The following is a 21,460-nucleotide window of genomic DNA, read 5'->3' as shown; positions in this document are numbered from 1 at the left end:
CTTGTACTAGGGTAATTTAAATGCATAAAATAGTGGTAAATTTGATTAATACGAAATACGAATGTAACTGATATGCGTTCAGTTGGTAAAATTTAATTTTAAATTATCGATGAATGACATCTTTTTTTGGTCAAATATTTTAAAAATGATAAAAATCAAGTAAATAAACAAATAAAATACTACAATAAATTTTGTTGATAAGTCAAGTATTTTGTTGAAATCTTCTAAAAATATTTTTTTTTAGGGATTAAAATGCTTCAAAAACACCTAAGCCAAAAAGTGCAAAATCATATTTGACAGGATCGTTTTTATCCATTTTTCGAAGCTCATTGTCTAACTCTGAAACAGCCTTAAAATCGTTCTGTTTTCGGGTGAGTAATTCAAGCTTACGCGCAACATTTCCGGAGTGAACATCAAGCGGGCAGGAGAGTGCTGACATTGGTATAGTCTCCCATATACCAAGGTCTACGCCGTTATTGTCCTTGCGAACCATCCATCGTAAATACATATTTATTCGCTTGGCAGCCGAACCTTGTAATGGGTCAGAAAGGTGTTTTTTTGACCTTTCAAAATTCGTGAATTCAAAAAACTTCTTTTTAAAGAAATGAATATTGGTTTGCAGATTCAGAAATTCGCCTTCTTTGTGGTTGGAAAAAGCATTTTCTAAGCCGTTGTGATTTGTATAGATATGGCTTAATCCCGAAATAAAAATTTTAAAATCACTACCGTTAAATGTGCGGTGGACAAATGAGTCTAAAGACTCTAAATGATGGTTTTGGTGACTCATTACAAAATCATAAGGCGAATTACCCATCAAGTCCATCATTCGTTGGGCATTTTTAATAATCATTTTGCGGTTTCCCCAAGCAATGGTTGCCGTAAGAAAACCGGCTATCTCAATATCTTCTTTTAAAGTAAATTGGTGCGGAATCTGAATCGGGTCGCTTTCTATAAAGTTCGGATTGTTGTACAAAGCTACCTTTTCGTCAAGAAACTCTTTGAGTTCTGTCTTAGTCATGGTTTTTTGTTTTTTGGGCATAAAAGCCTTCTCCTAATGTCTTACCGCGTACTTGCGGAACGACATGAAAATGGGTTTCAAAATAATCCAATTGCTCTTCGTTTACGCAAGGTAAATTACCATTTCCGGTTATCCAAAATAATTTTGCTTTGGATGGCGATTGGTATTCTAGATTGCCTTTGACAATTTTGGTGTAATCGTGTTTTTCTTTAGTGTTGGGTTGTGGATAAATGATGTTCTCGAAATGAAGCGTGCTGTTATTTTCCAACAATTTATTGTGAGTCAATGCACGGAATGATATTGGCACAAAAACAAAAATACCTACCACTATGAAACTCAAGCTAAGTATTCCAAGGATAAGTTTCTTTTGGGTGAAAAGGACGGAAAGAAAAACCAGTCCGAAAAAAATCGTGAAATAAATATAAAACCGATACTGAGGTGAACTAAAAACAAGCAAAATCAGTAATGTGATGAACACATAATAAATGTTGTGAAGCTTTTGTTTCGGATAATATTTTGAAATTATAAAAGGGGAAATTATCAGTAAAAATAAGGTAGCCAAACCCATTATACTGTCAATACCACTATGCAAAAAATACTGCTTGATGAGGTCAAAAAACGAAGCTCTTTCAAAAGTACCAAATCCCATATAAAAGGAGTGCATCATTTCTTGACCAAAGAAATAGGACATGATATCCATTGGCACCACATAATCTGCACTAGAATAAGGAAAAAAAGGCAACGGATAAAGTGGATAACCGGTTAGCATTATATTTTTGATGGCGAAAAGAAACAAGACTAATCCACCCAAAAGACGAATCGGGACAAGTTGATTCTTGAAATGAATAAAGTGTTTTGTTAAAAGTAGAAAAGGTAAAACCAATAGTACTACAGCGGTAATTTTGATGTAAATCGCAAAAAGAACCAAGATGGTTGTGAGGTTAAACTTTTCTAAGGCCTCATCTTGTGTTGGCTTTAAATACATTGAAAACACTAGCATTGCGATAAGATAAACCGGTAAGTCAGGTGATGGAGCGCTCACAAATTGAAACAGAAAAACATAAGTCAAAGGCAAAAGACCAAAAGTCAAGTCCAATCGGTTGCCGTTGGTAAAATAGCTGTGAAGTTTCTGAAAGGCCCAAAAATTAGCCATGAGCAATAAATACCCATTCAAATCATTAAAGCCATCATACAAAAACGAAAAAGAGTAAACACTCTGAGTGATATGCCAACCGCTGGTTTGTCCTAAAAACAAGTGTAAATTAGCCAAGCCGGGTACAAATCCGTATTCGTTAAGCCATTGAATGGTTTGAATGTAATAGGTTTCGTTGTCAATTATAAAGGGCAAAGTGGCGCTTTGGCCCAAAATTAAAAGACTGCTAAAGGCCAAAAGGACTTTTGTTAGTAATGAAAAGGAGGAAAGTTGGATAAATGTATTTACAACTATCGCTTTTAAATTGGTCTTATAATAATACCCAAGACCAATTGATGTACCTAATAGAAAAACATGAAATTCTATAGATATCGGACCAAATATTGCCCAAGAACCGGCCAAAAGGGTAACGCCGAATAAACCCAGAATACATGTGATGACAACATTTAAAGATTTGACCTGAAAAAGCCTTGCAAAGCCTATTCCTAAAGTGATGGAAGTGAAGAATGTATACAGCCAACTAAGTAGAATAAGCACCATATTTTCAAACGATTAAGCCGTCTTTCATGACTAATTTTCTATCGGCCATGTTGGCTAACGCTTCGTTGTGGGTAACGATGACAAAGGTTTGTCCAAACTCTTCCCGAAGCTTAAAAAACAATTGGTGCAAATTCTCAGCCGATGCGGTATCTAAGTTGCCCGAAGGTTCATCGGCAAAAATTACGGCAGGTTTGTTTATCAAAGCTCGGGCAACTGCTACACGTTGTTGCTCACCACCCGAAAGTTCGTTAGGCTTGTGATGACTTCTTTCGGCTAAACCTAAATAGTCGAGCAGGCGTTTGGCTTCTGCTTCAGTCTCCTTTTTTTCTTTCCCGGCAATATAGGCCGGAATACAAACATTTTCCAATGCCGTAAATTCCGGTAAAAGTTGGTGGAATTGAAAAATAAAACCCAAGTGCAAATTTCTGAACTTAGACAAGGCTTTATCATTCATTTTCAGTATGTTTTCACTATTGATCTCCAATGAAGTGTTGTCTGATTTAGAAGCGTTATCCAATGTGCCCAAAATTTGTAACAGTGTAGTTTTACCGGCGCCGGACGCTCCTACAATGGAAACAATCTCTCCTTTTTTTATGTGTAAATCCACACCTTTTAAAACGTGTAAACTATCGTAATATTTGTGGATGTTTTTGGCAATAATCATCAATCGAATTTTTCACAAAGTAACAAAGTATTTTCTTTTAATGGCTGATATCATTTTTTTTTATGCTTGAATAAATAATAAAGTTCTGTTAATTAAATTATTTTGTTTAATTATTAATTACATTTGTTAAACAAAAAAATAATTAATTCTTATGAACACACCCATTGAAAAAGAATTATTTGAACTGATAGGTGACAATCATCAAATGACTTCTGCAGAAACACCGTTGCGTCCCGACGCATTTATCAAATCAGATAAGCAAAAGATGGATGCCATCGAAAAACATTTCCATAGTATTATGGAGGAGATGGGTTTGGATATGACCGATGACAGTTTGAAAGGAACACCACACCGCGTGGCCAAAATGTTTATTCAAGAAATATTTTCGGGCTTGAATCCGGCAAACAAGCCAAAAATTTCGGTTTTTGAGAATTCTTATCACTATGACAAAATGTTGGTTGAAGCCGACATTAGTTTTAATTCCACTTGCGAACATCACTTTTTACCCATCATAGGAAAGGCACACATTGGTTATGTGTCCAGCGGAAAAGTGATTGGGTTGTCTAAGTTGAACCGTATTGTTGATTATTATTCTCGCAGACCACAAGTTCAAGAGCGATTGATTATGCAAATTTTCAACGAATTGAAAACCATTTTGGAAACCGACGATGTGATTGTGGTGATGGAAGCAAAACACCTTTGTGTATCAAGCCGCGGAATTCAAGACGAAAGCAGTTATACATCTACCATACAATATGGCGGAATCTTTAAAGAAAAAGAAAACAGAAACGATTTCTTTAATTTGATTAAAGAGAAGTAGCATTTTAGTTAAGTTGAGTATTTTGGTAAAAAGTCCTGAGTGTTAATTTACTCGGGGCTTTTTTTATCGGGAACCAAAAAACCCAATCCCATACTTTTCAACATCTTCTTTTCAAATGCCCAAAAGAAAGTAAACTGCCCGAAAATAAATCCGAAACTAACCAACAAAACCTGATAAATAGGGAAAATGAGAATGATGTACAAAGGGTAATAAATCCAATTCGAAACTTCATCCTTTATGATTCCGAACAATTCCAAAACCGGTTTGGAAAGATAAGCCGAAGTTGAACCTGTAACCGCAAAAACGACCAAAATAACAAACACTTGCCAGTTTGATTTGATGTTCCAACGCTCTTTAAAACTTGCCATAAGGTGATTTTCTACAAAGATAAGAGATTATTGTTTCGGAACAAATCCGGCCAATTGTTGGTTGTAGCGATTCTGAAAGTAAATAAAATAGTTGTAAATCAGATAGTTGACTTCATATCCGTAGCGAATATTAGGATCGTAATTGATTTGCATTTCATATAAATTCGGATTGTACTGCATTGGCAACATCGCCCTGCGATTCCATTCTGCAACATACATTCGGTTTTTTATTTCAAAATAACTCTCAGCATAATAACCTCTCGGTCTGGCTCTTCCGACTAGCCATGAACTGAAACCAGGATCAATAATGATCACTTCGTATTCTAAACTGTCATTGGCAATTTTAACGGTATCCGAAACTTTGACCATACTATTTTTATCCGCATTAGCTATTGTTTTGGAACTGTTGCAACCAATAATAACCAGCAGTAGTAACCCAATAGACACTAATGTTTTCATTGTTTCAATTTTTCATAAAATTACGCAAAACACCTTATAAATTATACTGTTAATATGTTAAAATAAAAAAGCCACACTTTTCAGTATGGCTTATATCTATAGTTTTTGTTTCTAAACTTTCTCAGCTTTCAACAAACTAATAATTTGTTCTGCCAATTCTGTTCCGATGCGGTCTTGTGCTTCTAAAGTCGCCGCACCAATATGAGGCGTCAACGAAATCTTAGTATGCATTAAAATCTGTATTTCAGGAGTTGGTTCTTTTTCAAAAACGTCCAATCCGGCAAATAATACTTTGTCATTATCCAAAGCTTCTACCAAAGCAACTTCATCAATCACACCACCACGCGCACAGTTTACAATACCAACGCCGTCTTTCATCAATTCAAATTCTTCTTTTCCAATCACATAACCGTCTTGTGCCGGAACGTGAAGCGTAATAAAATCAGAATGTTTAATCACATCTTCCAAAGGTTCGGTTTCAAATTCCACATTGATGAACTGACCATTGTAGAAATCGACTTTTACTTCGGCTTTGTCCACAAATTTATCGGCAGCAATTACTTTCATCCCCAAACCTAAAGCCATTTTGGCCACAGCCTGACCAATGCGTCCAAAACCAATAATCCCCAAAGTTTTACCACGCAATTCGATACCGTTAGCATACGCTTTTTTCAAACCGTCAAAGTTGGTATCGCCTTCCAAAGGCATATTTCTGTTGGCATCATGCAAAAATCTAACGCCTGTAAATAGGTGCGCAAATACCAATTCGGCCACACTTTCCGAAGAAGAAGCCGGCGTATTAATCACATGAATCCCTTTGCTACGGGCATAATCAACATCAATATTGTCCATTCCAACGCCACCGCGACCTATGATTTTTAATCCCGGACAAGCATCAATAATATCTTTTCTAACTTTAGTCGCACTGCGAACCAAAATCACCGAAACATTATTGGCATTGACATAATTCGCTACTTGCTCTTGTGCTACTTTGGTGGTGATTACCTCAAAACCACCTTTTTCTAAAGCCAGAATACCGCTTTTTGAAATTCCGTCGTTGGCTAATACTTTCATTCTTTATCAATTGTAATTTGTATATTTTTTAGGAGCTGTTTCCCGCTTTTCGTTCCAATCTTTTCATCTCGTTCTGAAAACGAGATAAAAAGGATTTCCACTGCAACCTGCCTGCCGGCAGACAGGTCGGGGCTATTATTCTGCTAATTGCGATTGTGTACTGTATAAGTTTTCAAATTCCTTCATCACATCGACCAAAACTTGAACGCTTTCTAATGGCAAGGCATTGTACATAGAAGCCCTGTAACCGCCTACAGAACGATGTCCGGTAATGCCCGAAATACCGGCTTCTTTCCACATCTTGTCAAACGATTCCTGAAGTTCAGGATTTTCCAATAAGAAAGTAGCATTCATAAAACTTCTGTCTGCCACCGCTGCGGTTCCTTTGAACATGGTGTTGCGGTCAATTTCTGAATACAATAAATTGGCTTTGGCTTCATTGATTTTTTCAATTGCAGCGATGCCTCCTTGGTTTTTCAACCATTGTAAAGTCAACAAACAAGTGTACACTGCAAAAACAGCCGGTGTATTGTACATACTTTCGGCCTTAATGTGTTTTTCATAATCCAAAATACTCGGAATCGTTCTACCTGATTTGCCCAATATTTCTTCTTTCACCACAACCAATGTTGCTCCGGCGGCGCCCATATTTTTCTGAGCTCCGGCATAAATTAAGTCGAATTGAGAGAAATCTAAAGTGCGGGAAAAAATGTCCGAACTCATATCACAAACCACCGGGATATCGGTTTTAGGAAAAGATTTCATTTGGGTTCCGAAAATCGTATTGTTACTCGTACAGTGAAAGTAACTCGCATCCGCAGGAATCGTATAGTCGGTTGGAATATGATTGTAATTTTGCTCTTTGGAAGATGCAACCACTACAGTTTCACCAAATAGTTTGGCTTCCTTAATCGCGTTGTTGGCCCAAGTTCCGGTATCTAAATAAGCCGCTTTGCCATTCACTTTCATTAAATTATATGGAACCATCAAAAATTCTAAACTCGCGCCACCTTGCAAAAACAATGCTTGGTAACCTTTGCCTTCCAAACCTAATAGCTCTAAAACCAACGCTCTTACTTCGTCCATTACGGCTACGAAATCTTTGCTTCGGTGTGAAATCTCTAATAAAGACAATCCGGAATTATTGAAATTCAAAACTGCCTGAGCAGATTTTTCAAAAACTTCTTGCGGAAGTATACATGGTCCGGCGCTGTAATTGTGTTTTTTCATGATGGATTTCCAAAAAATTAAAGTGCAAATTTCGGAAATAGTGCCAAAATAAGCGGTTAGAATTCCGCAATAATAAGCCCATCTTATTAACGAAAACGTTTTAGTTTATAACATTTATTAGGAATCTTTCAATCAGATTTGTAGTAAAAACTCCAAAGTATCCAAATTATCCGCATAGTCCCAAAGTTCAGGCTGTTGGGTTTTGCCAAAAGGAATACTGTTTTTAACCAATCCTTTAGAAACAATACACTGAATTTGGTCCGCATCGTTTTTCAACTGCTTTTTAATGTCTTCAATATTTTCATAGTATTCATAAAACACCGAAGAAATAGGCGAGGCGTAACTGCTGTCTTCTTTCAACGTTAAGAATTCGTTATCCAATAACTTAAAGTTACTCATTAAGAAAACGGCTTTGTTGTAATCGTAATTGTTAGAATATTTTTCGTAGAAGATTACGTCTTTGTATTCGTAAATCGCCTGAAAGAATGGCTGAAAGTCGTACCCTTTCGGGACAAATAGTTTGGAAACATTTCGGCAACCCAACCCAAAATATCTAAAAATGTCTTCTCCTAATTGCACCAAATCTTCCTGCGTTTCCTCTCCGGTTAAAAGTGCTACTGAGTTTCGATTTTTGCGAATGATACTCGGCTTGTCTTTAAAATAAAACTCAAAATAACGAGCCGTGTTGTTGCTTCCGGTGGCGATTACCGCATCAAAGTTTTCTAATTTACCATCGGTAAAGGTGATGTAGTTTTCTATTTCCGGGTTGACAGCGATTAAATATTGGGCCAAAAATTTAATTAAATGTTGGTCATTCGAAGAAGTCTTTACCAAAACTTTATGTCCTGAAATTAATACGGAAAGAAAATCGTGAAAGCCAACCAACGGAATATTTCCTGCGAGTATAAGGCCAACGGTTTTTGGCTGTACTTTCGAGAAATCATAATTTGATAACCATTGGTTCAAATTATCTTCTTGCAAAGCTTTCGCCCAAGATTGTACCGAATGATACACTTGTTCCGGTGTAAACCATCCATTGTGTGATTGGGACAATTCAATCAAAGCAACAAAACTATCGAAGAACAAATCATTATGAAGAACAGCCTCGTTTTTACTGTTTTGTTCCAAAGAAAATTGGCTTAAAAATCGGCCTAATTCGTTAAAACATTTTTTTTTCTCGATTTGTAACATCAGTCGCTTGTTTATGAATGGTTTTGATTGTAATTTTGCACAAAAATAGTGAAAAAGTAATGAGTTGGAAGTATTGAGTTGGGAGTAATTAGAAAACGCCTTGCTTGTAAAACTCCAAACTCTTAACTCCAAAACTCCAAACTAGAACAAAATGGCTATCATAATAACTGACGAATGTATCAACTGCGGTGCCTGTGAACCCGAATGTCCAAACACTGCTATTTACGAAGGTGCTGACGATTGGCGCTATAAAGACGGGACCAAATTAAAAGGCAAGATTATTTTGCCAGACGGCACTGAAGTAGACGCTGATGCTGCTCAAACTCCAATTTCAGACGATATATATTACATAGTTCCGAGCAAGTGTACGGAATGTAAAGGTTTTCACGAAGAACCACAATGTGCAGCCGTTTGTCCTGTGGATTGTTGTATTCCTGATGACAACCATGTAGAAAGTGAAGAAACCTTACTTAACAGACAATCATTTTTGCACAACGAATAATCATTTAAACCTCAATTTTTTGAGGTTTTTTTATTTCTGAAAAACAAAAACCCGAACACAAGTGCCCGGGCTTTCCCAACAAAACATGAAATATATTAAGGCTTCACAACAATAAATTTTTCAAGGACTACTGTGTCTGTTTTTTCATCATAAGTCTCTAAGACTAGATTTCCTTCTGCATCAAAATAACCAACAGAGAGTTTATCCTTGTTTTTATAAATATAATTGTTGTTGGAAGTTCTTCTCAAAACCGCGCGTTCCTGATTGTCAGGAATGGCCATCGTATAACCGCTTTTGTCAATGGCAACTTGGTATTTTTGACCGTTAAAAGTGTAATATGCCGATCGGTCTACATCAACAAATTGGGTTACGCCGTCTACAGCTAATTTGGTTTTTTTAGTCACATCAACTTCTTGGTCAGCTTTCATTGGAATGTTTAAGCTATTGGCTTTGGCCTCTTCCAATTTGATTTTCTGCACTTCTTTAATCTCCTCCGTTTTTACAATTTTTTTCTCACCTTTAGAATCCTTGATGGTTTTGGTGGTTGTTTTAACTTCAGATTTCACATTGGTATTTTGAGCCTGACTATTAATCGTAAACAGCAAGGTAAGTGTGCTTAAAAGTAGAACTTTCATAATGTATAATTTTAATGATTAGTACATTACAAATCTATTCCCAAAACCAATATTATATGTTACATTATTTTACTTTAATGTTATAAGATACACATAAAAAAAAGTCCCGAGCTAAAACTCAGGACCTTTGTGATATTAATATTTAGTTTAGAATTTGAAGTTCATTCGGGCATAATAGTATGCACCACCAAAGCCCATTTGTACCGCATCCCAATAACCGCCGGCTTCCACCCAGTCGTCTTGTTGATCAGGATAAACGTTGAACAAGTTATTACTTCCAACACTCAATTTGGTATTTTTGGAAAGGTTGAACCCTAAAGTCAAATCGGTTACAATTTTAGCCCCGTAAGTATCTGTAGCGGCTTTGATTTGATTGGCAAAAGTGCCATAATCCGCAACGTCCTCATACATTTGATAGTCTAACAATTTTACTTCGCTAAAGCGGGTAAAAGCCAATCCGGCATCAAACCATTTACGCGAGTAATTCAGGTTTAAAGCAAATTTATTATCCGGAGCCGAAGCCAAAAGGAACGCTTTTTCTCTTTCTCCAAAGAATGTCTGTTCGTCTAAAGTTCCATTGTTTACTTTGTCTACTTTCATATCATTGATGTTTCCCACTAAAGTAGCAGCAAAGGAATTGTCTCCAAATTTCTTTTTCCATGAAATAACCACATCCAAACCGGTTGTTTTGGTGTCAACACCATTTACGAAAAATTGCGCTTGGTCAACACCAATGTTTAAAGCCGATGCATCGAAATAGCCGGTCAACACAATTCTGTCGGTCACATTTACCATATAACCATCGATGGTAGCGGTGAAATCACCATAAGAAGCTGTGAAACCAAGCGAACCGTTGATGGCTTTTTCTTCATTTAATTTACCAATTCCAAAGGCTTGAGTTACCGGACTATTATTAGGCGACAATAAAATTTCCGAAGCGCCGCTCGAAGAGAAATTGGTGAAACGAAGGTTGTAATAAATCTGTGCCAATGAAGGCGCTCTGAACCCCGAACTAATAGAACCTCTTAAATTAATGTTTGCTCCGGTTTTTAATCGCGCGGCCAATTTTCCATTAATAGTACTTCCGAAATCACTGTAATTTTCAAAACGCAAAGCGGAACTTACCATGAAATTATCGTTTACATCCAATTCACCATCAGCATAAAGCGACACATTGGAACGGCTTCGGTTGACTTCATTATCCGGACTGTATCCCGGGAAACCCTGTGAACCGCCCGGTCTTGGTTCTCCGGTATTAGGGTCATTTGGAATGGTTTGATTCAATGGGTCTGTTATCGGTTGTCCGTTTACGTCATAAGTGGCATAGGAACCTTCTTCTCCTGCAAAAATGGTGAATTGTTCGGTTCTATATTCGCCACCAAAGGCCAAGTTTAATCCGTTTAGAACGCCATCATAATTTTTAGACAAATCCAAGTTAACCGTGTTTTGGCTCAAAGTGTGACCACCGGCATCAAATTCTGTAGGTGAAGCTTCTTCCAGTGAGGCGTTCAAAGTACCTTTAATATAATAATGGAATAAGTTTTTACCATAAGTATTACTGATGTCCAAATTCCAGCCACTGGCAGTTTGGGTTCTGAATCCGGCAGAAACCGAATTGTCAATTATTAAAGAGGTAATTCTCGGCGTAAATCCGTTCGGGTAAATATCGGTTACAATTCTCGGAGAAGGATTGTTTCGGGTAAAGGCATACGCATCAGTATCTCTGAAATTTCTACCACCAAATGCATAAAACTTGGTTTTATCCGAAACCGGAATAGCCGCATTGACAAAGAAATTAAAGCTTTCAATCGAAGCTTCACCAAAACCACGTCTGAAATCAAATCCCGGGCGCAATGTTTTTTCCTTATTTAAATACTCCGCGGTAAAGTTGGCAAAACCGCCTTTGTCACCAATTTTAGTTCCATAGTTGGTCGTTAGCTTGATAGAATTTCCATCAAAGCTTTTTCCGTCGGCTGTTTTGTTTCCATCGGCATTCGTGTCTAGAAAATTGTCGCCGGTATTGGCTGTTCCGGCAGGGAAATTGCCATCAGCATTGGTACTGTACATACCATATGTAATAGTTCCGGTGAGTTCATCAACATTGTCATTCAAAACGATATTGATGACACCCGCAATGGCATCAGAACCATATTGTGCTGCAGCACCATCTCGAAGAATCTCAATTCGCTTGATGGCCGCCGCCGGAATCGCATTCAAATCCGTACCGGTATTCCCGCGTCCTCGAGTTCCGAATAAGTTAATCAATGATGACTGGTGTCTTCTTTTGCCGTTAATCAAAACCAAAGTTTGATCGGGTCCCATTCCTCTCAAAGTGGCGGGGTCAACATGGTCAGCACCATCAGAACCCGATTGTTTGTTGGCGTTAAATGAAGGTGCGGCATATTGCAGTAATTCATTGATTTCTATCTTACCGCTTTGGGTAGTAACGCTTTTTACATCAATGATGTCAATCGGAACGGCTGAATTCACCACTGTTCTTTTGGAATTCCTCGAACCTACAATCTTAATTTCTTGGAGTTCGTTGGCTTTCGTCGAGTCTTTCTGAGTTGTATTCGGATTGTCTTGTGCAGCTAGGTATCCGAATTGTAATGAAAATAATAAAAGTGTAATTTTTTTCATAAAGTTGGTTGGTTAGGTGTTAATTAAATGCAATATAATATTTTTTTAGTGTTGTTTTAACACATTTGATAAAACCATTTCAACAAATTAACTAACATTTTACTGTCTTTTTAATTTTGAACAAAATTTTGCTAAATTTGTTTAAACCCTAACTGAGAATGAAACAATATTACCTGCTGTTTTTATTGGTTTTTAGTCTTTCAATTCACGGTCAAACTGTTGAAAAGTCACTGATTTTAAAAGACTCAGAGACGAATCTTCCAATTGAAGATGTAACGGTTTATATCTTAAAGACCAAACAGTCTTTGTTGAGTAATTCTGATGGCAAAGTGACTTTTATGCTTAATGGTTCCTCCAATATTCAGGTTACACATTCCTCTTATTTAAAAGTCACGGTGCGTTCTTCGGCTTTGCAAAAAACGGATAATGTGATTTATCTTAAAAGCAATGTCAATGATTTGGATGAGATTATTGTCACCAAGCAGCATCCGCAGAAAATACTAAAAAATATAGTCGAAAATTCCACCAAAAAATTAACGGTTCCGGCGAGATTGAAAGTTTATTCTAGGGAGTTTTTTAAAATGGATGGTCATTATGCTTACTATAATGATGGCTTGATGAATTTTCAATTATTCGGCAAAGATAAAAACTTCAAGAGTACTATTTTGGTGGAGCAAAATAGGTCATTCGGATTGGTGTTTGACCAAATTAACTCAGACGTTTTGGGTTACAACCTCAATGATATCATGCAGAATTATTACAATTTTAAATACTTAGAACCCATATTGGAATCGGGAGCCAAAAAGAAGTATGATTTTTTAATTAAAGCTTATTCTTCTAATCAGGATTACAATGTGCTCATCGTAACACCAATGGATAATAACAAGGGTTTACGTGATGATTTTAAAATTATTTACGACTGGAAAAAGAAAATTATCATCGAGGTGAACACCACCGTTTCACCAACAACCATTGCCGAGGTTAAGGAGAAAAAAACCATTGGTTCTAAGAATATTTACAAGTCGATATTCAAATCAATTTACAGGTTAGATGGGGAAAACTATTATTTAGTCAGTTCTAAAGAAGAAATTGGTTTTGAGCGCATTGATAAAAATAAAACCACTGATATTGAAGTCCGAAACTACTTTGTAACCACTAATTTCAGCAATCAAAACTACAGTTATAAAGAGAGTGAAGTCTTTAAGGACAAAACACTTTACAACAAAAAAAACACCATATTGTCAGACTATTGGAATGTCTCGGGATTGGCCGCTACTGAAGAAGAACAAGCCATCATTGAGCAATTGGTCGACCGCGCAAATTAACTTCCTTTTTTTGCCTTTTGATGCACTTTGTTACTTGGTTTTATTACGCTATATTTGCACACTTTTTATAACAAAGAAACAAAATGAAAGCAGGAATTGTAGGATTACCCAATGTTGGAAAATCAACTTTATTTAATTGTTTATCAAATGCGAAAGCCCAAAGCGCCAACTTCCCGTTTTGTACTATCGAACCTAATATAGGAGTGGTAAACGTTCCTGATCCCAGAATCAACAAACTGGAAGAATTGGTCAAACCCGAACGCGTTCAAATGGCTACTGTAGATATCGTTGATATCGCCGGATTAGTGAAAGGAGCAAGTAAAGGCGAGGGTTTGGGTAATCAATTCTTAGCCAATATCAGAGAGTGTAACGCGATTATTCACGTGTTGCGTTGTTTTGACAATGACAATATTGTACACGTTGACGGCAATGTAAACCCGATTCGTGACAAAGAAACTATCGATATCGAATTGCAGTTAAAAGACTTGGAAACCGTTGAAAAGCGTTTGGAGAAAGTCAACCGCGCCGCCAAAACCGGTAACAAAGAAGCCCAAGTAGAAAAAGCTTTCTTAGACCGAATCCGCGAAGCTTTATTACAAGCCAAATCAGCCAGAACCGTTGTGCCTCAAAACGCCGACGAAGAAGCTTTGATGGAAGATTTTCAATTAATCACTACCAAACCGGTTTTATACGTTTGTAACGTAGACGAAGAATCGGCCGCTACCGGAAATGCTTACGTTGACCAAGTACGCGAATTGGTCAAAGATGAAAATGCTGAAGTAATCGTTTTGGCCGTTGGTACCGAAGCCGATATCACCGAATTGGAAACCTACGAAGAGCGTCAAATGTTCTTAGAAGATTTAGGCTTAACCGAACCGGGAAGCTCTGTGTTGATTCGTGCGGCTTATAAATTATTGAAACAACAAACGTATTTTACGGCCGGTGTTAAAGAAGTTCGTGCCTGGACCATCAATATAGGCGATACCGCACCTAAAGCAGCCGGTGTAATTCACACCGATTTTGAAAAAGGATTTATCCGTGCCGAAGTGATTGCTTATGAAGATTTCGCTCACTACGGTTCAGAAGCCAAAGTAAAAGAAGCCGGAAAACTTAGAGTGGAAGGTAAGGAATACATTGTAAAAGATGGCGACGTGATGCATTTCCGATTTAATGTGTAAGCAAGAATATAGAAAATAGAAGAGAGAATATAGATAAGCTGCTGGAGAAATTCAGCAGTTTTTTTTATGTAAAACAGTCTATTCTCTTTGCTCTTTGTTCTTTTTTGTCTTCAAAAATTTGTCAAAAACATTCTTAATAACTTTGATAAATAACTTTTCAAAACTCAGTCTAATTCCACTATATTAGCTGAAATTCGTTACTTTTTAAAATGTCAGAACAAAATCAATATACTGAAGACAATATCCGTTCACTCGACTGGAAAGAACACATCCGAATGCGTCCCGGTATGTACATCGGAAAGCTCGGTGACGGCTCTTCGCCCGATGATGGTATTTACATCCTACTCAAAGAAGTCATCGATAACTGTATCGATGAGTTTGTGATGGGAGCCGGAAAAGTGATTGAAGTGACCATCAAAGACAAAATGGTTACGGTTCGCGATTATGGTCGTGGTATTCCGTTAGGAAAAGTAGTCGATGTGGTTTCCAAAATGAATACCGGTGGTAAATATGATTCCAAAGCCTTCAAGAAATCTGTTGGTTTAAATGGTGTCGGTACCAAAGCGGTTAATGCGTTATCGAATTATTTTCGGGTGGAATCGGTTCGGGATAACCAACAAAAAGCAGCCGAGTTCTCTGCCGGAAATCTAACAATTGAAGAAGACATTCAGGAGTCTACCAAGCGCAAAGGAACCAAAGTGGCTTTCATTGCCGATGAAGCCATTTTTAAAAATTACAAATACCGCAATGAGTATGTAATCAAAATGCTCAAAAATTACTGTTACCTGAATACTGGTTTGACCATTTATTACAATGGTGAAAAGTTCTATTCAGATAACGGTTTAAAAGATTTATTGGAAGAAACCATTACAGAGGAAGACATGCAATATCCAATCATCCATTTGTTGGGTGACGATATCGAAGTGGCTCTGACACACAGTAAATCACAATACTCAGAAGAATACCATTCGTTTGTGAATGGACAAAATACCACGCAAGGAGGAACGCATTTGGGGGCTTTCCGTGAAGCAATTGTTAAAACCATCAAAGAGTTTTACAATAAAAACTTTGAAGCATCAGATATCCGAAAGTCGATTGTTTCCGCCATTTCGGTAAAAGTAGAAGAACCGGTTTTTGAATCGCAAACCAAAACCAAATTGGGTTCAACTGATATTGGCCCGAAAGGCCCGTCGGTGCGTACGTTTGTCAATGATTTTATCAAAACCAAACTCGATAACTATTTGCACAAAAACCCTGAAGTAGCCGATTTGTTATTGCGCAAAATCCTTCAGGCGGAAAGAGAACGTAAAGAATTATCGGGAATTCGGAAGTTAGCCAAAGACAGAGCCAAAAAAGCGAGTTTACACAATAAAAAACTACGCGATTGCCGAGTGCATTTAACCGATGCCAAAAATCCACGAAGTTTAGAAAGTACACTTTTCATCACCGAGGGAGATTCCGCGTCGGGTTCTATTACCAAATCGCGTGATGTGAATACACAAGCGGTGTTTAGTTTGCGCGGTAAGCCTTTGAATTCGTATGGTATGACCAAAAAGATTGTCTATGAAAACGAAGAGTTTAACCTATTGCAAGCCGCTTTAGACATTGAGGAAGATATGGGCGATTTGCGTTACAATAACATCGTAATCGCAACAGATGCCGATGTAGACGGGATGCATATTCGCTTGTTGCTAATTACATTCTTCCTGCAATTTTTCCCTGAGTTGATTAAAGATGGTCATTTATACATTTTGCAAACACCATTATTCCGTGTGCGAAACAAAAAAGAAACCATCTATTGTTACAGCGAAGAAGAAAGGGTAAACGCCATCGAAAAGCTAAAACCCAAACCGGAAATCACGCGATTCAAAGGATTGGGAGAAATTTCACCTGATGAGTTCAAACACTTTATCGGACAAGACATTCGCCTTGATCCGGTGATGTTAGACAAAGCCACATCGATTGAAACCTTACTCGAATTCTACATGGGCAAAAATACCCCGGACCGACAAGATTTTATTATCAATAATTTGAAAGTGGAATTGGATGTGGTTGAGAAATAGTGACAAAGTTACAGAGTTGCAAAGTAGCAAAGTATTTTTTGTACTTATTAAACTCTATAGCTTTAAATTAATATTAAAAAAGTAAATAAAATTACAAGTAAAGTAGTAGCCTAACTTTGGAACTCTGCAACTTTGCAACTTTGCAACTTTTTATATGAAAGACGAAGAAGAAGACGATATCATTCCCAACGAAGACGACAACAACGATGAGTTGAACGAATCAACGAATGAGGAAACTGCAGAAGAAGGTTTTGAAGACGTAATTCGGCCTTCCACCGGCAGTCATTTTTATGAAAACGATGAAAATCCCGAAGATACCATTACCAAAGTAACCGGTATGTACAAGGATTGGTTCCTCGATTACGCTTCTTATGTAATTTTGGAACGCGCCGTTCCCGCCATAGAAGATGGTTTCAAACCGGTACAACGCCGTATCATGCATTCCATGAAAGAGTTGGATGATGGTCGTTACAACAAAGTGGCGAACATCGTTGGACACACCATGCAGTACCATCCACACGGAGATGCAAGTATTGGTGACGCCATGGTGCAAATCGGGCAGAAGGACTTGATTATTGATATGCAAGGAAACTGGGGAAATATCCTCACGGGCGATAGTGCGGCAGCTTCTCGTTATATTGAAGCGCGCATTTCTAAGTTTGGCCACGATGTGTTGTATTCACCCAAAATCACCGAATGGGGAATGTCTTATGACGGTCGACGTGCCGAACCGATTAATCTTCCGGTAAAATTTCCGTTATTGCTAGCTCAAGGTGCCGAAGGTATCGCTGTTGGTTTATCGACTAAAATATTGCCTCACAACTTTAACGAACTGATTGATTGCTCGATTAAAGTTTTAAAAAATAAGCCTTTTACATTATTTCCTGATTTCCCAACAGCCGGAATAGCGGATGTGTCCAATTATAATGATGGTATGCGTGGCGGTCGTGTAAGAGTTCGTGCCAAGATTGGTCAACTCGATAAACAAACGTTAGTCATTACCCAAATTCCTTTTTCAACCAATACTTCAACTCTGATTGACAGTATACTGAAAGCCAATGAAAAAGGGAAAATCAAAGTCAAAAAAATAGAAGACAACACCGCAGCCGAAGTAGAGATTTTAATCCATCTTCCGCCGGGTGTTTCTCCGGATAAAACTATCGATGCACTGTATGCGTTTACGGCTTGTGAAACTTCAGTAGCGCCATTGGGTTGTGTGATTGAAAACCACAAACCTTTGTTTATCGGTGTTTCGGATATGTTGAAAATTTCGACACATCGCACGGTGGATTTGCTCAAACGCGAATTGGAAATTCAGTTAGACGAATTAGAAAACAAATGGCATTTTTCCACTTTGGAAAAAATCTTCATTCGTGAAGAAATGTACATCGATTTCAAATTGTACTCCGACAGAGAATCGCTTTATGTTTATATGTATGACCGTTTCAAACCGTTTGTAAAATCGTTTGTTCGTGAAATCAATGATGACGATTTGCAGAAACTAACGCAAATTCCGATGATTCGTATCACGCGTTTCGACTCAGACAAAGCGGATGATGCGATTGCTAAGTTGGAAGCTGAAATGGAAGAGGTTAAACATCATTTAGATCATATCATTGACTATACGATTGATTTCTTCCAAAAGTTAAAAGACAAATACGGCAAAGGTCGAGAACGCCAAACCGAGTTGAGAAGTTTTGATACCATTGAAGCGACGAAAGTGGTTTTGAGAAATACCAAACTCTATGTCAACAAAGAAGAAGGTTTCTTTGGAACCGGTTTAAAGAAAGACGAATATGTAGCCGATTGTTCCGATATTGATGACGTTATAGTTTTCTTGCGTGACGGAAAAATGATGGTGGCGAAAGTTGATGATAAAAAGTTCGTGGGCAAAGACATCATCCATATCGCGGTTTTTGATAAAAATGACAAGCGTACCATTTACAATATGATGTACCGAGACGGTAAAAACGGCTCAACGTTTATCAAGCGTTTTAATGTTTCCGGGATTACCCGTGATAAATTCTATGATTTGACCCAAGAAAAAGCCGGTTCGCAAGTACTGTATTTTTCGGCTAATCCTAATGGTGAAGCGGAAACTGTTACGATTTTGTTGCGCCAAATCGGCAGCGTGAAGAAACTCAAATGGGATGTCGATTTCTCTGATATTGCCATTAAAGGAAGAGCTTCGCGAGGCAATACCGTGACCAAATATCCGATTAAGAAAATTGAACTCAAAGAAAAAGGCATCTCTACTTTGCGTCCGCGTAAAGTGTGGTTTGACGATACAGTACAAAGATTGAATGTAGATGGTAGAGGAGAATTACTGGGTGAATTCAGGCCTAATGACCGCTTACTGATTATCAATCAAAACGGAAAGTTGAAAACCATTATTCCGGAGTTGACCACACATTTTGAAGAAGGTATGATTGTTTTGGAAAAATGGCATCCTAAGAAACCGATTTCGGCGATTTATTATGACGGAGAAAAAGAACGTTATTTTGTTAAACGTTTCTTGGTTGAAAATGAAAATAAAGAAGAAACCTTTATCACAGAGCACGAGAAATCGCAATTGGAAATTGTTTCAACGGATTGGCGACCTATGGCAGAAGTAATTTTTGCCAAAGTCAAAGGGGTGCAAAAAGAGACCATCACGGTCGATTTAGAACAATTTATCGCCGTAAAAGGTATAAAAGCGATTGGTAACCAATTGACAACGGATAAATTAAAACAAGTCAATCTCCTAGAACCATTGCCATTCGAAGAACCGGAAGAAATTCAGCCTGAAGATGTAGAAGTTACCGGCGAAGATAATGTTTCTGATAACATTCAGACGGAAACTGATGACGACGGACAAATAACACTATCCTTAGAATAAAAAAATCCCGTCTTTTGGCGGGATTTTTTTTAAACATATGTGGTCAATTTCAAAAAGTATTTTTGATGGATTAACTATGGGTTTGTTTCGTTAGTTTTTTGGACAATATTATGAATAATACGATCCAACTTTTCAGCAGAATCACTAATATAATCGACCAATTTATCATCGTTTACGCCTAATTCACGATTGTCTTTTAACAAATGAATTAAACCTAGCAAGTTGGCGAGAGGCGCTCTAACCACATGCGATTGTGTCCAGGAAATATCTTTTAGCGCTTTGTCTTGTAACTCAATTTTATTCATTTTTTCTAAAGCTTCTGTCAAATCAATCATGGCAGCTATAATTCGGGTAACTTTACCTTGATTATTTCTGATTAAAATACCCTTGTGCTGCACATAAGCAATTTCATGATTTGCTTTTAAGAATCGGTATTCAGCATTAAAATATTCTTTGGTCGGGTTTTTTAAAGCCCTATTCAAATCATCCAGTATCTTTTGACTGTCATCAGGATGAATGTTTTTGACCCATAAATAATTGTCGCTATTGCTTATATCATAACCAAATATGGTGTTAAAACCTTCACCCCAAAAAACCTTGTCGTTAATAACATCCCAATCTAAAATGGCTTCAGCAGTTGCTTTGGTAAGTGTCTTAAACCGTTCATTGCTTTCCAATATCTCCTGTTCGTGCATTTTTCTTTTGGTAATGTCTAATACAATACCCTCTAATTGAATAGGATTGCCATCGTTGTCTCTGATCAGATGGATTCGAACTAATATCCACTTTAACTTGCCTGAACCAACAGTAATCCTAAGTTCGTTCTCAAAGATCATTTTCTCATCAAAATTGTAAAAAACCTCAGGGTCAAAATACATTCGATCCTCGGGATGAAAATAGGTCTGAATATTATCCATGGTTAGTTCAAAGTCTTGTGGATCGACTTCAAATATTTTATAGATTTCATCAGTCCAAACAATTTTTGATTTTGTCAAATCATTGGTCCAATAGCCCAGATTGGCCAATTCACTAGCTAACTGGAGCCTGGAGTTGGTCTCTATCAGTTTGTTTTGAATTTCTATTTCCGCTGTGATATCTACTGCAGAAACCAAAATCCCTTTTTTTCCTTCAAAAGTAACATGAGAAGTTTTAATTTTTACCTGTATGATGTCACCATTCTTTTTTCGATGTCTCATAACCCCTGAAAAAGAAGTGTTTTCGTTCTCTAATGATTTATGCAGCAATGCTTCCATTTGCGGAATGTCTTCCGGAGGACGGATATCCCTTAAGGTCATTGCCAAATATTCCTCTTGTGAAAAACCATAATGTGTACAAGCCATTTCATTGACATGCAAATACTGTAGTGTTTCAATATCAAAAATCCACATGGGTAATGGACTGTGGTTAAATAAAGAAATGTATTCTTCTTTAGATTGCTTGGAACGAATCTCGGATTGTTGTTTTACATGAATTATTTGCTGGTAATAAGTCGATAATCGTTCAATATTTCTTTTGACCAATAAGTGAAGTAGAACAGCTGTGATGAGGATAAAGGCCAATCCTTTTACCGTTTGCAGTTTGGATATCAAAAAGGCATCAGATACAAAGACTTCCAAAAAAAAATCTGAAGTGAAGATATAAAAGGCACTAACAATGGCATAAACCAAAACAATTTTAAAAGAGGAGAATTTGCGTAATAATCTTATTTTTTTTTCCATAATT

General features: G+C 37.4%; 17 protein-coding genes. 6 read left to right on the top strand and 11 right to left on the bottom strand.

The genetic code is table 11. From position 1 onward, the window contains the following. Positions 1-247: 247 nt before the first annotated feature. From HA632_RS05560 to HA632_RS05550, 3 genes are read right to left on the bottom strand one after another with little or no spacing between them, the layout of a single operon-like run. Entirely contained in the window at positions 248-1,018 is a 771-nt protein-coding gene (locus tag HA632_RS05560; RefSeq protein ID WP_176306222.1) for a TIGR02757 family protein, read from the bottom strand. After that, positions 1,011-2,711, bottom strand: a complete 1,701-nt coding sequence (locus HA632_RS05555; RefSeq protein WP_176306221.1) for a hypothetical protein — start codon at positions 2,709-2,711, stop codon at positions 1,011-1,013. Before HA632_RS05555 ends, HA632_RS05560 begins: the two co-directional genes overlap by 8 nt. Positions 2,712-2,715: 4 nt before the next feature. Continuing rightward, a complete protein-coding gene (locus HA632_RS05550) occupies positions 2,716-3,375 on the bottom strand; it encodes an ABC transporter ATP-binding protein (protein WP_176306220.1) in 660 nt (219 codons plus the stop codon). A gap of 151 nt (positions 3,376-3,526) precedes the next feature. On the opposite strand from HA632_RS05550, the gene folE reads away from it, so the two are divergent. Further along, positions 3,527-4,195, top strand: coding sequence for a GTP cyclohydrolase I FolE (gene folE, locus HA632_RS05545; RefSeq protein WP_176306219.1), 669 nt, complete (start codon positions 3,527-3,529; stop codon positions 4,193-4,195). Between the two features lie 47 nt (positions 4,196-4,242). Here folE and HA632_RS05540 read toward each other — a convergent pair whose 3' ends face one another. The 5 genes from HA632_RS05540 to HA632_RS05520 form a co-directional block, all read right to left on the bottom strand. Further along, positions 4,243-4,563 (bottom strand): DUF6787 family protein, encoded by a 321-nt coding sequence (locus tag HA632_RS05540; RefSeq protein ID WP_176306218.1) that lies wholly within the window; start codon positions 4,561-4,563, stop codon positions 4,243-4,245. 27 nt (positions 4,564-4,590) lie between these two features. Continuing rightward, positions 4,591-5,022 (bottom strand): DUF6146 family protein, encoded by a 432-nt coding sequence (locus tag HA632_RS05535; RefSeq protein WP_176306217.1) that lies wholly within the window; start codon positions 5,020-5,022, stop codon positions 4,591-4,593. Between the two features lie 111 nt (positions 5,023-5,133). Then, on the bottom strand, positions 5,134-6,096 hold the full coding sequence (locus HA632_RS05530; protein ID WP_176306216.1) for a D-2-hydroxyacid dehydrogenase: 963 nt from the start codon (positions 6,094-6,096) through the stop codon (positions 5,134-5,136). Between the two features lie 135 nt (positions 6,097-6,231). Then, positions 6,232-7,326, bottom strand: coding sequence for a 3-phosphoserine/phosphohydroxythreonine transaminase (gene serC / locus HA632_RS05525; RefSeq protein ID WP_176306215.1), 1,095 nt, complete (start codon positions 7,324-7,326; stop codon positions 6,232-6,234). A 132-nt stretch (positions 7,327-7,458) separates the two neighbouring features. Beyond that, positions 7,459-8,517: an acyl-CoA reductase gene (locus HA632_RS05520; protein ID WP_176306214.1), complete on the bottom strand. Its 1,059-nt coding sequence runs from the start codon at positions 8,515-8,517 to the stop codon at positions 7,459-7,461. 151 nt (positions 8,518-8,668) lie between these two features. Here HA632_RS05520 and HA632_RS05515 point away from each other — a divergent pair, with 151 nt between their 5' ends. Then, positions 8,669-9,019: a 4Fe-4S dicluster domain-containing protein gene (locus HA632_RS05515; protein ID WP_176306213.1), complete on the top strand. Its 351-nt coding sequence runs from the start codon at positions 8,669-8,671 to the stop codon at positions 9,017-9,019. Positions 9,020-9,114: 95 nt separating this feature from the next. On the opposite strand, the gene HA632_RS05510 is transcribed toward HA632_RS05515, so the two are convergent. Both HA632_RS05510 and HA632_RS05505 read right to left on the bottom strand, forming a co-directional pair. Then, positions 9,115-9,654, bottom strand: a complete 540-nt coding sequence (locus tag HA632_RS05510) for a hypothetical protein (RefSeq protein WP_176306212.1) — start codon at positions 9,652-9,654, stop codon at positions 9,115-9,117. Positions 9,655-9,801: 147 nt separating this feature from the next. Then, positions 9,802-12,294 carry a TonB-dependent siderophore receptor gene (locus tag HA632_RS05505; RefSeq protein WP_176306211.1) on the bottom strand — a complete coding sequence of 831 codons (2,493 nt, stop codon included), beginning with the start codon at positions 12,292-12,294 and terminating at the stop codon, positions 9,802-9,804. Positions 12,295-12,452: 158 nt separating this feature from the next. Here HA632_RS05505 and HA632_RS05500 point away from each other — a divergent pair, with 158 nt between their 5' ends. The 4 genes from HA632_RS05500 (at position 12,453) to HA632_RS05485 (ending at position 19,738) form a co-directional block, all read left to right on the top strand. Then, a complete protein-coding gene (locus HA632_RS05500; protein ID WP_176306210.1) occupies positions 12,453-13,619 on the top strand; it encodes a hypothetical protein in 1,167 nt (388 codons plus the stop codon). Between the two features lie 83 nt (positions 13,620-13,702). After that, a complete protein-coding gene (gene ychF, locus HA632_RS05495; RefSeq protein WP_176306209.1) occupies positions 13,703-14,797 on the top strand; it encodes a redox-regulated ATPase YchF in 1,095 nt (364 codons plus the stop codon). A gap of 209 nt (positions 14,798-15,006) precedes the next feature. After that, positions 15,007-16,860: a DNA topoisomerase IV subunit B gene (locus HA632_RS05490; RefSeq protein WP_176306208.1), complete on the top strand. Its 1,854-nt coding sequence runs from the start codon at positions 15,007-15,009 to the stop codon at positions 16,858-16,860. A gap of 154 nt (positions 16,861-17,014) precedes the next feature. After that, positions 17,015-19,738, top strand: coding sequence for a DNA gyrase/topoisomerase IV subunit A (locus tag HA632_RS05485; protein WP_176306207.1), 2,724 nt, complete (start codon positions 17,015-17,017; stop codon positions 19,736-19,738). 74 nt (positions 19,739-19,812) lie between these two features. Here the strand turns inward: HA632_RS05485 and HA632_RS05480 are convergent, their stop codons facing one another. Continuing rightward, the gene (locus tag HA632_RS05480) at positions 19,813-21,456 is read right to left on the bottom strand and encodes a PAS domain-containing protein (protein WP_176306206.1); all 1,644 of its coding nucleotides are present in this window, start codon (positions 21,454-21,456) and stop codon (positions 19,813-19,815) included. Between the last annotated feature and the right edge of the window lie 4 nt (positions 21,457-21,460).

This window comes from Flavobacterium sp. J49 (genome assembly GCF_011742145.1).
In the GTDB taxonomy this organism is placed as follows: Bacteria; Bacteroidota; Bacteroidia; order Flavobacteriales; family Flavobacteriaceae; genus Flavobacterium.
The sequence above is the reverse complement of the archived record's forward strand: the minus strand, read 5'-3'. Positions and strand labels throughout refer to the sequence as shown.

Excerpts from the sequence above, each read along its gene's own strand:
- HA632_RS05560 (WP_176306222.1), bottom strand. The coding sequence starts at position 1,018 with ATGACTAAGACAGAACTCAAAGAGTTTCTTGACGAAAAGGTAGCTTTG.
- HA632_RS05555 (WP_176306221.1), bottom strand. The coding sequence starts at position 2,711 with ATGGTGCTTATTCTACTTAGTTGGCTGTATACATTCTTCACTTCCATC.
- HA632_RS05550 (WP_176306220.1), bottom strand. The coding sequence starts at position 3,375 with ATGATTATTGCCAAAAACATCCACAAATATTACGATAGTTTACACGTT.
- folE (WP_176306219.1), top strand. The coding sequence starts at position 3,527 with ATGAACACACCCATTGAAAAAGAATTATTTGAACTGATAGGTGACAAT.
- HA632_RS05540 (WP_176306218.1), bottom strand. The coding sequence starts at position 4,563 with ATGGCAAGTTTTAAAGAGCGTTGGAACATCAAATCAAACTGGCAAGTG.
- HA632_RS05535 (WP_176306217.1), bottom strand. The coding sequence starts at position 5,022 with ATGAAAACATTAGTGTCTATTGGGTTACTACTGCTGGTTATTATTGGT.
- HA632_RS05530 (WP_176306216.1), bottom strand. The coding sequence starts at position 6,096 with ATGAAAGTATTAGCCAACGACGGAATTTCAAAAAGCGGTATTCTGGCT.
- serC (WP_176306215.1), bottom strand. The coding sequence starts at position 7,326 with ATGAAAAAACACAATTACAGCGCCGGACCATGTATACTTCCGCAAGAA.
- HA632_RS05520 (WP_176306214.1), bottom strand. The coding sequence starts at position 8,517 with ATGTTACAAATCGAGAAAAAAAAATGTTTTAACGAATTAGGCCGATTT.
- HA632_RS05515 (WP_176306213.1), top strand. The coding sequence starts at position 8,669 with ATGGCTATCATAATAACTGACGAATGTATCAACTGCGGTGCCTGTGAA.
- HA632_RS05510 (WP_176306212.1), bottom strand. The coding sequence starts at position 9,654 with ATGAAAGTTCTACTTTTAAGCACACTTACCTTGCTGTTTACGATTAAT.
- HA632_RS05505 (WP_176306211.1), bottom strand. The coding sequence starts at position 12,294 with ATGAAAAAAATTACACTTTTATTATTTTCATTACAATTCGGATACCTA.
- HA632_RS05500 (WP_176306210.1), top strand. The coding sequence starts at position 12,453 with ATGAAACAATATTACCTGCTGTTTTTATTGGTTTTTAGTCTTTCAATT.
- ychF (WP_176306209.1), top strand. The coding sequence starts at position 13,703 with ATGAAAGCAGGAATTGTAGGATTACCCAATGTTGGAAAATCAACTTTA.
- HA632_RS05490 (WP_176306208.1), top strand. The coding sequence starts at position 15,007 with ATGTCAGAACAAAATCAATATACTGAAGACAATATCCGTTCACTCGAC.
- HA632_RS05485 (WP_176306207.1), top strand. The coding sequence starts at position 17,015 with ATGAAAGACGAAGAAGAAGACGATATCATTCCCAACGAAGACGACAAC.
- HA632_RS05480 (WP_176306206.1), bottom strand. The coding sequence starts at position 21,456 with ATGGAAAAAAAAATAAGATTATTACGCAAATTCTCCTCTTTTAAAATT.